A 12,664-nucleotide genomic window follows, 5' to 3' on the forward strand; every position below is an offset into this window, starting at 1 on the left:
TCAATCATTTCGACAATCTTCGAAATAACTATTGCTTCGCTCATTCATTTCTATACTTCTAGAAATATGAAAATAGAATCAACAGACGATCTCGACCTGACCCTTGCCGCAACCAGTTTTGCCGCCCTCGGGTCTGAACAACGCCTTGGCGTTCTGCGCGCTTTGGTGCGTGCTGGCCCCGACGGCCTAAGCATTGGCGAACTCGGCGTGCGATCCGGCGTGACGGGCAGCACCTTGACCCATCACGTCAAGGTGCTGGCCGCCGCAGGGCTGGTCGAACAGGCCCGCCAAGGGCGCTCCATCATCTGCGCGGCCGTCGCCTATGACCAAGTCCGCGCGTTGTCCGAATTTCTGCTAACGGCCTGCTGCGCTGACAGCACGGCCCCCTGTAAGGATCACAATCATGACTGATGTTACCCATTCCCAAGGTCCCTCGATCACTGCCCGAATGGGCGGTGCCTGGGGTGTTTCGGTTCTGCTGTTGGCCGCCGTCGCAATCCTGGACACACCCCAATTTGTGCCAACGGTGATGTTCACCGGCCAAGCGATTGCCGGCACCGCCCCGTTCATTTTGTTTGCGGTTCTCGCCATTGCGTACCTCAAGGCCTCGGGCGCTGAAAACCTGCTGGCCAAAGCCTTCGAGGGCAATCCAGTGCGCATGATCATCATGGCTGCATTGCTTGGTGGGATGTCCCCGTTTTGCTCGTGCGAGGTGATTCCGTTCATCGCCGCGTTGCTCGCTTTGGGCGCGCCTTTGGCAGCTGTCATGGCGTTCTGGCTGGCGTCACCGCTGATGGATCCCGCGATGTTTTTGATCACATCGGGCACGTTGGGCTGGGATTTTGCGTTGGCAAAAACCATCGCCGCTGTGTCCTTGGGCATGTTTGGCGGCTTTGGCACGCTGTTGCTGGCGCGCTCCGTGATCTTTGCCGATCCGTTGCGTGAACGCCCTGCGGTTGGCGGCGGTTGCGGCGTGCAAAAACCGTTCTCCGGCACACCGCAGTGGAAATTCTGGAGCTCGAGCGAGCGTGTCGCGGTATTCAAAGACACCGCAGCCGAAAACGGGCTGTTCCTGTTGAAATGGTTGACCTTGGCCTACGTGATCGAGGCGTTGATGCTAAACTACGTGCCCGCAGAAATGATCGCAGGCGTGCTAGGTGGCACAGGTCTGGGCCCTATTTTTATGGGCGCATTGGTGGGGGCACCGGCCTATCTGAACGGATACGCAGCCGTCCCGTTGGTCGATGCGTTGCTGACCCAAGGCATGTCGCAAGGCGCTGCGATGTCCTTTGTGATTGCGGGCGGTGTCAGCTGTATTCCAGCGGCGATTGCGGTCTGGGCCTTGGTCAAACCGCGGGTGTTTTTTGCCTACCTCACGTTTGCCATTGTCGGTGCGATGATCGCAGGCGTCGCGTGGCAGGCTGTCGCTTAATCACGACGCCCGTCAAAAACTGAACTATCAAAACCAGTGCTGCGGCGCTGGTTTTAGCGTTCGCCTTATCAACAATACATTGCGCCAATGTACATTTGTTTCACAATTGGACATAATGTGGCCAAATTCGGTGCATAAACCGTAAACACACCTCTGGTAAGGAGGGACCGGAAGAACCACCTGTAGTCTACAGATGGCAACCGGAGCAGCAGTCACCGGAGCAGTTGATGCTTGAGTTTGAAAATGTCTCGAAGTCCTATTGGACGGGAACGCAGCGCAAGGTCATCCTTGATCGTGTGTCGTTTCGCGTGGAATTGGGCAATTCGATGGGCATTTTAGCCCCAAACGGCACCGGAAAGACGACACTTATCAATATGATGGCCGGTTTAGAAAAGCCGGACGAAGGTGAAATTCGACGCGGCTGCAACATTTCCTTCCCGTTGGGGTTTATGGGCGGTGTTGTTGGCAAGGTCTCGGCCATGGAAAACGCGCGCTACATCGCGCGCCTTTACGGGCTTGATCCGGACTACGTCGAAAGCTTTTGTCGCTGGCTGTGCAATTTGGGCGAATATTTTGACCAACCGCTGGGCACCTATTCCGCCGGTATGCGGTCGCGGTTTTCATTCGCGTTGATGCTGGCGCTGGATTTCGACATTTACCTCATCGACGAGGGGATGCCTGCGACCACAGACGTGGAATTCAACCGCAAAGCCGGTGAAATCCTGCAGGAACGCCTGCGTACAACGACGATTATTATTGTGTCCCATCAGGCCGGCACGCTCGAAAAATTCGCCCGAACCGCCGCCGTGCTGCTGGATGGGCAATTGCACATGTTTGACTCCCTGGAAGAGGCTAAGCGACTTTATGACTACGAAACCCAAAGCTAGGAAGTTCCGTATCAAGCGCAGCACTCCAACCGCGAGTGCCGCAACGGAAGAGACCGTGCGCCGCGCCGTTCCACAAGCGAGCGAGCCACCCGCGCAAACGCCGCCGCCTGCCCCGCAAGGCCCAGGTCGCGTTGCTGATCAATTGCGCCAACAAACAGCACGTCCGCAGCCGGCCGCCCCGCAGCCGCAGGCCCGCACCGGCGAAGTGTCAAGTGCGGCCCAAGTTGCCGGCGAGACCGACATTGACGCAATCCGGCGCGAAGGTCTGACAGGGCGCCAGTTGCGCATGGCGCGCCGCGTGGCCCAAAAACACAACCTTGCCCCGACGTCCGATTTTGACGCGGTTCGTTTGCTGCGTGAGGCGGGTATCGATCCGTTCCAACGCTCGAATATGCTGGAACTGGTCGTTCCGCCCGCAGGTGGCGAACACCGCGAAGGTGCACCGCCCGAAATGCTTGGCCAGCTGACACCCACCCAAGCTGGTGCAGGCCGTGTGCAACTGCCCCAAACCGTACCTGCGGGTCGCGAAACGCTGCCATCTACAGAAATCAGCCCCGCTGAACGGCGCTCCCGCGAAATCACTGAAATTCAACGTGATATTTCACGTCGCCGTCGCAAGAAAATGGGTCTTTTGCTGGTCCGTTTGGCGTTCTTTGTGATGATGCCGACCCTTTTGGCAGGTTACTATTTCTACGCTATTGCCACGCCGATGTACGCCACCGAAAGCGACTTTTTAATCATCTCGAATGAAGGCTCAGGCGGGACGTCGCCTTTTGGTGGGATATTGCCACCGCAGTTTTCAACCGGGCCTGATGCGATTGCCGTGCAAGGCTATTTGCAATCCAAGGACGCGATGATCCGGTTGAACAACGATGCCGGCTTCAAGGATCACTTTACCCAAGAATGGATCGATCCAATCCAACGCTTGACCCCTGATCCCACAAACGAAGAAGCCTTTAAATTATACAAAAAGAACGTCAAAATCGGCTATGATCCGACCGAAGGCATGATCCGCATGGAGGTTGTTGCCGCTGACCCGAACGTTGCCACAGACTATGCGCGCAACCTGATCAGCTACGCCTCGGAACGCATCAACAATATTTCGCAAGGCCAGCGCGATGACGGGATGCGCGATGCAATCATCGCCTTTGACAAAGCCAAACAAGACCGCCTTGAAGCCCAAGAAAAACTGATCCGTCTCAAGAACGAAAACGGCGCTGATCCTGAGGCGGTAATTGCCGCGTATCGTGCGCAGATCACCAACTACGAAACGTCGTTGATCGAAAAAGAGCTGGAGCTAGCAGCATTGCTGGACAACTCGCGTCCGAACCAAGCCAAAGTGGACGGTGCGCGCGGTGATATCCGTCGCTTGAATGCAACGCTGTTGACACTGAACAATCGTTTGAATTTGCCCGGCGCGGACGGGTTGTCTTTGGCACAGCAAGCCGTCGCGCAACAATTGGCGCAGGCTGACCTTGCAAACGCCGATGCCAACCTGCAATTGGCCAACGGTTCGATGGAACAAGCCCGCACAGAGGCCAACCGTCAGGTGCGCTATTTGAACGTCGCGGTTGAGCCTGTCGCATCCGAGGAACCGTCATATCCCCGCTCATTCGAGAACACGATACTTGCGTTCCTGATTTTCGCAGGTATCTACCTGATGATCTCGCTGACTGCATCTATCCTTCGTGAACAGGTAACTTCTTAGTATGAAACACGTCTCTGTCGCCGATTTTGCCATCGGCAACGACCTTCCGTTAACCATCATCGCTGGCCCCTGCCAATTGGAAAGCGCCGATCACGCGCAGATGATTGCGGGAAAAGTCAAAGAAGCCTGTGATGCTTTCGGGGCGAACTACATCTTTAAGGCCAGTTTTGACAAAGCCAATCGCACATCAATTTCAGGCGTGCGTGGCCCTGGAATCGACGAGGGGCTTGCGATGCTTGCCTCTGTCAAAAAGGCGATTGGCGTGCCGGTTTTGACGGACATCCATACCCCTGAACAATGCGCAATCGCTGCTGAGGTGTGCGATGTTTTGCAAATCCCTGCTTTGTTGTGCCGGCAAACCGACCTGATCCTTGCCGCTGGGAAAACCGGTGCTGCTGTTAACGTCAAAAAGGGCCAATTCCTCGCCCCTTGGGACATGCAAAATATCGTCACCAAGATCGAAAGCACTGGCAATCAGCGTATCCTTTTGACCGAACGTGGCACGTCATTTGGCTATAATACGCTGGTGACCGATATGCGCTCTTTGCCGCAAATGGGCATGACTGGATACCCCACAGTGATGGATGCAACCCATTCTGTTCAGCAACCTGCGGGTTTGGGTGGTTCCACCGGTGGGCAGCGTGAATTTGCCCCGCTCATGGCGCGCGCGGCTGTCGCAATTGGGACGGCTGCTGTGTTCATCGAGACCCACGAAGACCCAGACAAATCCCCTTCCGACGGGCCCAACATGATCTACCTTGATCAGATGCCTGCCCTTGTCCAAACGCTGATGCAACTGGACGCCATTGCCAAATCAAATCCACTGACACTGTAAGCGAGTTTTAACGTGAACAAACCGGCCCCTTCCGTTTCCCAAAACACTTGGGAATTTCTACGCGATGCAATGATCACGCCTACGGGTTTTCGTGAATACGACGCACGTTGGCAGTATCCTGACGCGATCAATTTACCCGGGATCACGGCATTGGGTCTGGGCCTTGGTACGCAGATGCACCTGCGCGGAATTGAACCTGTCATCGCGGTCGGCAATGATTACCGCGAATATTCGCTGTCTATCAAAAACGCATTGATGCTAGGTCTGATGCAGGCTGGCATCCACGTCAAAGACATTGGCCCTGCCCTGTCACCGATGGCCTATTTCAGCCAGTTTCACCTTGATGCGCCCGCGGTGGCGATGGTCACGGCCAGCCACAATCCGAACGGTTGGACAGGCGTCAAAATGGGCTTTGAACGCCCGCTGACCCATGGCCCGGACGAAATGAACGAACTGCGCGACATCGTCCTTGAGGGGCGCGGGCAGCCCCGCGATGGCGGTAAATACGAATTCATCCACGGCGTGCGTGAAGCGTATCTTGATGACCTCGTTGGTGACTTCAAAATGACTCGCAAGCTGAAGGTCGTTTGTGCGACGGGTAACGGCACTGCGTCGGCCTTTGCGCCCGAATTATTCCGCCGCTTAGGCGTCGAAGTTGTCGATAGCCACAACCAGCTGGACTACAATTTTCCCAACTACAACCCAAATCCCGAAGCGATGGAAATGCTGCACGACATGTCCGGCAGCGTCAAAGCATCAGGCGCTGATTTCGCACTAGGATTTGATGGTGACGGCGATCGCTGTGGCGTTGTTGACGACGAGGGCGAAGAGATTTTCGCAGACAAAGTCGGCGTGATCATGGCCCGCGATCTGGCCAAGATTTACCCCGGCTCCACCTTTGTGGCTGACGTGAAATCCACTGGCTTGTTCGCCTCTGACCCAGAGCTGAAAAAACACGACATCAAAGCGGATTATTGGAAAACCGGACACAGCCACATGAAACGGCGCGTCAAGGAAATTGGCGCACTCGCGGGTTTTGAAAAATCCGGCCACTATTTTCTCGCAGAACCCATCGGGCGCGGCTATGACTGCGGCATGCGGGTCGCTGTGGAAATCTGCAAGCTGATGGACCGCAACCCTGACATGACCATGTCAGATCTGCGCAAAGCATTGCCGCAGACGTGGGCGACGCCAACCATGTCACCCTACTGTTCGGACCTTGAAAAATACGACACGCTGGAACGCTTGGTTACAAAACTGGTCGCCAAACACGAGGCCGGCGAAAAGCTGGCTGGCCGCACAATCAAAGACGTCGTGACCGTCAATGGCGCGCGCTTGATTCTCGATAACGGTGCATGGGGCCTCGTGCGCGCCAGCTCGAACACCCCGAACTTAGTGGTTGTCTGCGAAAGCCCCGAATCAGAGGCAGAAATGCGCGCGATTTTTGCAGACATTGATGCGGTCATTCGCACCGAACCTAGTGTCGGCGAATACGACCAAACCATCTAGGTACGACAAAATTGGTAAGGTGCGCGTGTCGCGCACCTCGCCTCAGTCGAACAGCTTGAAGAATTGTTTCTTTAGCTTGTCCTCGATCTTGTCTTTTGCCGCGTCCTCAACCGATTGGCCGTCTTCGGTTTTCACGCCCAACGACTCTTCCACTTTACTGCGCAACGCGTCTTTGGCCTTTTGTTCCGCCTCTTCCCTTTTCTCGGAAAAATTCAGATCAATCGCTGCTTCAAAGTCCGGCAAAATGCGCGGGTTTGCCCAAGGACCCTTGATCGCCACAGGGATGGCAAGCCCCTTGCCCTTGTTCGCGCGCAACGCCGCAGGTGTGATCAAATAGTCAATGTCTTGCGCCCCCAACCCGACACGCCCTTTGCCGCGCGCCTCGTAATTCGTCAGGGCAAACAGCAAATCGCTATTGCGCAAATTGCCGCCATCCATCGTCCACGTCGCGCCCAAAGAATTGAACACTGTCGTGCCCCCCGACCCCTGCCCGCTGCGCAGCAAGCTGTCCAAATCGATTCCCTCGATCGTGCCCTGCCCCATCTTCATAGCGCCTTTGCCCGACAATGATTTCATGATCGCATCAACTGATGAACCAGATGCGAGGAACGACATTTCAAAGTCGCCTTGCCCCGTGAACCGTTCCACCGATGCTGCGTCTTTCAATAGTTTTTGCATGGCGATTGAACTCGCAAAGATCTTGCCGCCCACGGACAGACCGCTGCGGTTGTTCATCACGAATTCGCCGCTCAGCGTGCCGTCATAGGCCTGTACTTCTCGCAGTTCGAACACCGCGCGCGAGCGATCGTTTCGGATAAGTGTGCGGGTCTGGCCCAGCTTGAAAGTGCCCAAATCAACAGACGTCGCGCGCAGGCCAATTTCGCCGTTAAAACTCGCCAACCCTGATGCGTCGATGCGCGTCTTGCTCCAGCCTGAGCCTGCAGATTGACTGCCAGAGCCTGATGCCGAACCGCCTTCACTCTCGGTTGCGCCGGTAAGATCAAGCGCACCAGCAACAAGTTGCGCGTTGACCTGTGGCACGCCATTCAGGCTGATGTCGGCAGCACCACTGATCTGGTTCCCGCCTAAATCGGCGGCCATTTCGCGCAGTGACAAGCGGCGATCAGACGTCAGCGTCAAATCCGTTTTCATTTTGATCGTGCGGCCCAATCCACGCGGCAGGTCAGCACCGCTGAGGCCCAAGCTGCGCGCAAACGCGTCGGTACTGGTCAGGTTCAAATCGAGTTTTCCCGCAACATCACCCGCTGTGCTGCCGCGCCCGCTTAGCCCTGCTGTGCCGCCATTGGTGCTGATCGTGGCCGCGAACGGTTGCACTTGCCCCGCGATGAACCCCGCAAAACTGTCGATCCTTGCGCTAACAGCTACGTCTTGTCCGGCAGGGCGCAAAGTGGCCACAATGTCCGCTGCGCCCAAACGTTCGGGCCAATCCAGTGCCAGATCCACGCCTGAATACGACACCAGATCACTGCCTTCGGCGTCATAGATCAGGGTGGCATCCGTGACCGACAAGTGTTGAATGCTAAACGCTTGCGCCTCGCGCTCCGGTGTTGTTTCGGTTGCAATCACTGCATCGCCGCTTGCATCCGTGAACACCCAGCTCGCGCGCCCGTCCTTGCGGCTTTCCAGCCGGATTGTCGGGCTGGCCGCTTCGATGTTCGTGATTTTGATTTCACCCGTAAGTAGTGCCGCCGCATCGATCCCGATGGCTGCGTTTTGGGCGGTGAACATGGCTCCTTGGCGTGACCAATCTGCGTTCCCGACCTCGATCCCGCCAGCAGACACGCCCAAAACCGGCCAGATCGTCATCGCCACATCACCCGTGATCGTCACGTCGCGCCCTGTCTGCGCTTTGATCTGTTCGGCGGCGATCCGCGCGATCCGATCTGCTGGCAAAAAGAACAGCGACACGATTATGACCACAATAAGCAGCAGCAAAAACCCGAATATGCGCCCGATCCATTTCATGCCAACTGCTCCTTTATTATGGTTACAACTTTGGTAAGCGCAGACGTGCTGCATCTCAATCCCAAACCCTTTCGCAAGGCCGATGGTTCCAGTATAGCGACAGCATGAGCACAAACCCGCCGAACCTACGCCCCGACCTCGCCCCAAAATTGCAAGTGCGCGAACCTGTCCGCACGGGCCAGCCAACCATTGGCATGGTGTCTTTGGGCTGTCCCAAGGCGTTGGTCGACAGTGAACGCATCCTGACCCGCCTGCGCGCCGAAGGTTACGGCGTCTCGCCCGATTATGCCGGCGCGGATGCGGTGATCGTGAACACCTGCGGGTTCCTCGACAGTGCCAAGGCCGAAAGTTTGGATGCCATTGGCGAGGCGTTGAACGAAAATGGCAAGGTCATCGTGACGGGCTGTTTGGGGGCCGAACCGGACTACATTCGCGAACACCACCCGCGCATTTTGGCCGTCACTGGCCCGCACCAATACGAGCAGGTGTTGGACGCCGTGCACGCCGCCGTGCCGCCTTCGCCCGATCCGTTTGTCGATTTGCTGCCCGCGTCTGGCGTGTCGTTAACTCCGCGCCATTTCAGTTATTTGAAAATCTCCGAGGGCTGCAATCACAAGTGCAAGTTCTGCATCATTCCTGACATGCGCGGCCGTCTTGCGTCGCGTCCTGCGCACGCAGTCATGCGCGAGGCCGAAAAACTGGTCGATGCAGGCGTCAAAGAACTGCTGGTGATCTCGCAAGATACATCAGCCTACGGCGTCGATATCAAACATGCGGCGGACCGTGGACACCGTGCCCACATCACCGATCTGGCGCGTGATCTTGGGTCATTGGGCGCGTGGGTGCGCCTGCACTACGTCTACCCTTACCCCCACGTGCGTCAATTGATTCCGCTGATGGCCGAGGGCCTTGTGTTGCCCTATCTGGACATCCCGTTCCAGCACGCACACCCCGATGTTTTGAAACGCATGGCGCGTCCGGCGGCGGCATCCAAGACACTGGACGAGATCGCCGCATGGCGCGCCGACTGCCCCGACATCACCCTGCGCTCGACCTTCATCGTGGGCTATCCGGGCGAAACAGAGGCCGAATTCCAAACCCTGCTGGATTGGATGGACGAAGCGCAATTGGATCGTATCGGCTGTTTTCAATACGAAAACGTTGCTGGGGCGCGGTCAAACGCATTGCCGGATCACGTTCCGGCCGAGGTCAAACAAGAACGCTGGGACCGGTTCATGGAGAAAGCACAGGCGATCTCCGAGGCGAAACTGGCCGCCAAAGTCGGCACGCGCATCGACGTGATCATCGACGAAATCGACGAAGACGCCGCGACGTGCCGGACCAAGGCCGACGCGCCAGAAATCGACGGGAACCTGTTTATCGACGAGGAGTTCAAGGGGTTGTCGGTTGGCGACATCGTTCGCGTTGAAGTTGATGAGGCGGGAGAGTACGATTTGTGGGGCAAGTTGGTTTGAGGCTACCCTAAGATGCCCAAATATTACATAAAAAGAAACAGCACGAGAGAGATCATTTCTGAAATTTCAGAAGCAGACTTCACGCGTTGGATTGCTCTTCAACGCGCAGCAATTGCATTGTCAGAAATCGAAACAATGTACTCTATTTCTGTGCGTTCATATCTCGAGTTGGAATCTTTCCTAATGGAAACCGCGCTTCAATTTTCCGCAAACCGAGCTCCACTGGAATTGTTAGACGGGACCAATGAAAACTGGTTAGAAAATTGCAATCTGAAAGTCCTAAACATCCTGAATGCGCACACGGCTTACTTGGATCACCTGCCGCAACGACTAGTAGATTTAGAGGGCTTGTGTCCTAAGCTTATTCAATCAATGAAAGCGAAAGCATCTAAAACCTTCGACTCTTGCTTTGAGTACAGAATAGTCATGCTGTTGCGCAATATTTCGCAACACTCGCACTTGCCTATTAAAGGTCAGTATTATTCCATGAAAAGTAGATATGAAGGTGATCGAGAGACAACTCCTCCGTCAGTTCTAAGGGTCTCGATAGACCCATATTTCGTCTCACACCAACTTGTTAACGCGAAGAAAGGTCGGGCCAAAACCCGACAAGAGATCAACGATCTTGGGCTTAGTATGCTGGACGCCAAAATGACCCTGCGGTTGTTTGTGCAGGCATTTTTTGATATTCACGATACGCTTAGAACTCTCACCGAGCGGGTCCTGGAGGACGTAGACGCTGGATTCGCAGAGTTACAATCACACCCGAAAACGCGAGTCGATTCAGACAGTTTCGGTTTCGTTCTAGAAGATGAAGGCGGGGGCAGCTATTTCTTCAGTCGAGATCTTCCCTCGACCATCAGGAAAAAGCGAGATCAATGGACCGCAATCCGCAGCGTTGCCAAACGTTACGTTTCATCCGAGGCGACAAAGCGAAACGATACTTATTATGGTTCTGATCCGCAAATTTGGGTCAATTAACTGACAAAAGGACCACAATCATGACCACACCCAATGCCCCCCAACTCGCCCCCTACCCTGTCGAAGTCGAAGCCGGAAAATCCTATTTTTGGTGCTCTTGCGGCCAGTCTTCCAAACAACCGTTTTGTGATGGCTCGCACAAAGGGTCCGAATTCAACCCGATCAAATATACAGCCGAAGACAGCAAAAAGGTGTTCTTTTGCGGATGCAAAGCCTCCGGGAAATCACCACTTTGCGACGGTTCACACTCCAAACTTTAGCCCGTAAGGTGCGGGTGTCCCGCACCACCCCTTGCAAGTGTTCTCTTTTTGTTCTATTTTGGTCTCGCGATAGGACAAAGGAACATTGCAATGCATCACCAAGCACAATTTCCAGGTATGTTTGCCCCTGAACAAGGGGCGTTGCCTATTGAACCGCCCGTTGCGGCGACGGGTAAGCAAATCGCGTTTGCCACATCTATCGCAGGTAAGGTGGGGCTTGCCCCGCCCGTGGCCTTGTTTCGCAACCGCACGGCCCTGTCCGCGTGGATCGACACCCATAAACCCAAACCGCCCACTGGCCAGTTCGCCAATTATCCGTCCTCCAAGCAGGTCGCGTTTGCCGAACGCATCGCCCGCGTTAAACGCAGCGATGTGCCGCACGAGTGTTTTCGCAACAAAACACTCATGTCCCGCTGGATTGACGGCAACAAGCCGCGCTAAGTGACCAAACGTAACCACTGCGGAAGCCCGTTGGTGAAACGTGTTAAACCCCCTAAAGGTGCCCCAAGCTGACTGCAAAGGGCCACCACATGCGCTATCCAACGTCTAACGCTGAAACCGCCGCTGATGGTGTTGTTCATGCAATCTCAGTCTCTTTGGCTCTTTTTGGTGCCGTCTGGCTGTGGCGTTACCCGTCGATGTGGCAGAGCCCCGCAATGGCGTGGGCCGTCGGCGTTTTTATCGTCATCATGGTGGTAGCCCTTGTCACCTCGGCCGTCTATCACATGACGCCGATTTCGCCGCTGCGCGCCACCTTGCGCCGGTGTGATCACGGACTGATTTTCCTGCGCATCGCCAGCACGTACACGCCGTTGGTTTTGATCATAAACACCAACTTTGCCTACGTTGTCTTGGCCGGCGTTTGGGTGATTGCGCTGATCGGAACGGTCCAAAAGTTGTTCTTTTGGCAGGCGGACGGCACATCATCGATCGCGATGTATGCGGTTCTCAGTTGGGCCGCCGTTCTGCTGATTTGGCCAATGTGGGTGCACTTGCCGCACGACGGCGTCGGTTTTGTCGCTGTCGGAGGCGTGCTGTATTCTGTTGGCGCTGTGATCTATTCACGTAAAACAATGCCTTACCGCTACCCGGTTTGGCACGTGTTTGCGACCTCGGCCTCCGTCGCATTTTACATCGCTATTGTGATCTGCATCGCGGCCTAAAGCGAGTCCAAATACGCCCGCACGCAAGTTTGGACATGGCGGAACCGATCACCGCCAAGGTGCTTACCACCGTACCAGCGGGTCACGACGATCATGTGATCGACAAGCCCTTCGCGTTCCAACATCCGCACGATGACCATGCCGGCACCGCTTTCGCCGTCGTCGCCTTTGATCGGGCCGCCGTCGGACAACAAGGCCGCCCAGGTATTATGCGTCGCCTTGGCATATGATTTTTCGCGCAAAAGCGTTTTCAAAGCTGCATCAATATCTGCGCGGGATCCAATCGGGCAGCCCGAAACCGCATATTTGGACCCGCGGTCTGTCAAAATTTGACCCAATTGCTTCAAGGTAAGGTTTCCCAGACCTGCGCATTCAAATCCGCCATGCTAAAACCATCCTTATTGAACGGTATCTTTTTACGATTGTTT

The 12,664-nt window shown here is 55.6% G+C and carries 13 protein-coding genes; 11 read left to right on the top strand and 2 right to left on the bottom strand.

What is annotated here, in order from left to right:
- The first annotated feature begins 66 nt into the window (after window positions 1–66).
- From ACFIO0_RS13435 to ACFIO0_RS13460, 6 genes are all read left to right on the top strand, one after another.
- Complete coding sequence (locus tag ACFIO0_RS13435; RefSeq protein WP_390910906.1) at window positions 67–411, top strand: helix-turn-helix domain-containing protein; 345 nt, start codon at window positions 67–69, stop codon at window positions 409–411.
- Window positions 404–1,432: a permease gene (locus ACFIO0_RS13440; protein ID WP_390910907.1), complete on the top strand. Its 1,029-nt coding sequence runs from the start codon at window positions 404–406 to the stop codon at window positions 1,430–1,432. The genes ACFIO0_RS13435 and ACFIO0_RS13440 overlap by 8 nt, the downstream gene beginning before the upstream one ends.
- Before the next feature lie 227 nt (window positions 1,433–1,659).
- Window positions 1,660–2,319: an ATP-binding cassette domain-containing protein gene (locus ACFIO0_RS13445; protein ID WP_390910908.1), complete on the top strand. Its 660-nt coding sequence runs from the start codon at window positions 1,660–1,662 to the stop codon at window positions 2,317–2,319.
- Window positions 2,297–4,027 carry a capsule biosynthesis protein gene (locus ACFIO0_RS13450; protein WP_390910909.1) on the top strand — a complete coding sequence of 577 codons (1,731 nt, stop codon included), beginning with the start codon at window positions 2,297–2,299 and terminating at the stop codon, window positions 4,025–4,027. Before ACFIO0_RS13445 ends, ACFIO0_RS13450 begins: the two co-directional genes overlap by 23 nt.
- 1 nt (window position 4,028) lies before the next feature.
- A complete protein-coding gene (gene kdsA / locus ACFIO0_RS13455) occupies window positions 4,029–4,862 on the top strand; it encodes a 3-deoxy-8-phosphooctulonate synthase (protein ID WP_390910910.1) in 834 nt (277 codons plus the stop codon).
- 69 nt (window positions 4,863–4,931) lie between these two features.
- Entirely contained in the window at window positions 4,932–6,371 is a 1,440-nt protein-coding gene (locus ACFIO0_RS13460) for a phosphomannomutase/phosphoglucomutase (RefSeq protein WP_390910911.1), read from the top strand.
- A 42-nt stretch (window positions 6,372–6,413) separates the two neighbouring features.
- Here the strand turns inward: ACFIO0_RS13460 and ACFIO0_RS13465 are convergent, their stop codons facing one another.
- The gene (locus tag ACFIO0_RS13465; RefSeq protein ID WP_390910912.1) at window positions 6,414–8,357 is read right to left on the bottom strand and encodes an AsmA family protein; all 1,944 of its coding nucleotides are present in this window, start codon (window positions 8,355–8,357) and stop codon (window positions 6,414–6,416) included.
- Between the two features lie 104 nt (window positions 8,358–8,461).
- Here ACFIO0_RS13465 and rimO point away from each other — a divergent pair, with 104 nt between their 5' ends.
- The 5 genes from rimO (at window position 8,462) to ACFIO0_RS13490 (ending at window position 12,236) form a co-directional block, all read left to right on the top strand.
- Window positions 8,462–9,832, top strand: coding sequence for a 30S ribosomal protein S12 methylthiotransferase RimO (gene rimO, locus ACFIO0_RS13470; protein WP_390910913.1), 1,371 nt, complete (start codon window positions 8,462–8,464; stop codon window positions 9,830–9,832).
- A 12-nt stretch (window positions 9,833–9,844) separates the two neighbouring features.
- On the top strand, window positions 9,845–10,813 hold the full coding sequence (locus ACFIO0_RS13475) for a hypothetical protein (RefSeq protein ID WP_390910914.1): 969 nt from the start codon (window positions 9,845–9,847) through the stop codon (window positions 10,811–10,813).
- 20 nt (window positions 10,814–10,833) lie between these two features.
- A complete protein-coding gene (locus ACFIO0_RS13480; RefSeq protein ID WP_390910915.1) occupies window positions 10,834–11,073 on the top strand; it encodes a CDGSH iron-sulfur domain-containing protein in 240 nt (79 codons plus the stop codon).
- Between the two features lie 90 nt (window positions 11,074–11,163).
- Window positions 11,164–11,514, top strand: coding sequence for a hypothetical protein (locus ACFIO0_RS13485; RefSeq protein ID WP_390910916.1), 351 nt, complete (start codon window positions 11,164–11,166; stop codon window positions 11,512–11,514).
- Between the two features lie 89 nt (window positions 11,515–11,603).
- Window positions 11,604–12,236, top strand: a complete 633-nt coding sequence (locus ACFIO0_RS13490; RefSeq protein WP_390910917.1) for a hemolysin III family protein — start codon at window positions 11,604–11,606, stop codon at window positions 12,234–12,236.
- On the opposite strand, the gene ACFIO0_RS13495 is transcribed toward ACFIO0_RS13490, so the two are convergent.
- Entirely contained in the window at window positions 12,233–12,583 is a 351-nt protein-coding gene (locus ACFIO0_RS13495; protein ID WP_390910918.1) for a YigZ family protein, read from the bottom strand. The genes ACFIO0_RS13490 and ACFIO0_RS13495 overlap by 4 nt on opposite strands.
- Window positions 12,584–12,664: the final 81 nt, after the last annotated feature.

The sequence above is a fragment of the Pseudosulfitobacter sp. SM2401 genome (assembly GCF_042932805.1).
Taxonomy (GTDB): Bacteria; Pseudomonadota; Alphaproteobacteria; order Rhodobacterales; family Rhodobacteraceae; genus Ascidiaceihabitans.

Bases quoted from the DNA above. Each gene is read 5' to 3' on its own strand.
- ACFIO0_RS13475 (WP_390910914.1), top strand. From the start codon at position 9,845: ATGCCCAAATATTACATAAAAAGAAACAGCACGAGAGAGATCATTTCT.
- ACFIO0_RS13485 (WP_390910916.1), top strand. From the start codon at position 11,164: ATGCATCACCAAGCACAATTTCCAGGTATGTTTGCCCCTGAACAAGGG.
- ACFIO0_RS13445 (WP_390910908.1), top strand. From the start codon at position 1,660: ATGCTTGAGTTTGAAAATGTCTCGAAGTCCTATTGGACGGGAACGCAG.
- kdsA (WP_390910910.1), top strand. From the start codon at position 4,029: ATGAAACACGTCTCTGTCGCCGATTTTGCCATCGGCAACGACCTTCCG.
- ACFIO0_RS13465 (WP_390910912.1), bottom strand. From the start codon at position 8,357: ATGAAATGGATCGGGCGCATATTCGGGTTTTTGCTGCTGCTTATTGTG.
- ACFIO0_RS13460 (WP_390910911.1), top strand. From the start codon at position 4,932: ATGATCACGCCTACGGGTTTTCGTGAATACGACGCACGTTGGCAGTAT.
- ACFIO0_RS13450 (WP_390910909.1), top strand. From the start codon at position 2,297: ATGACTACGAAACCCAAAGCTAGGAAGTTCCGTATCAAGCGCAGCACT.
- ACFIO0_RS13440 (WP_390910907.1), top strand. From the start codon at position 404: ATGACTGATGTTACCCATTCCCAAGGTCCCTCGATCACTGCCCGAATG.
- ACFIO0_RS13490 (WP_390910917.1), top strand. From the start codon at position 11,604: ATGCGCTATCCAACGTCTAACGCTGAAACCGCCGCTGATGGTGTTGTT.
- ACFIO0_RS13480 (WP_390910915.1), top strand. From the start codon at position 10,834: ATGACCACACCCAATGCCCCCCAACTCGCCCCCTACCCTGTCGAAGTC.
- ACFIO0_RS13435 (WP_390910906.1), top strand. From the start codon at position 67: ATGAAAATAGAATCAACAGACGATCTCGACCTGACCCTTGCCGCAACC.
- rimO (WP_390910913.1), top strand. From the start codon at position 8,462: ATGAGCACAAACCCGCCGAACCTACGCCCCGACCTCGCCCCAAAATTG.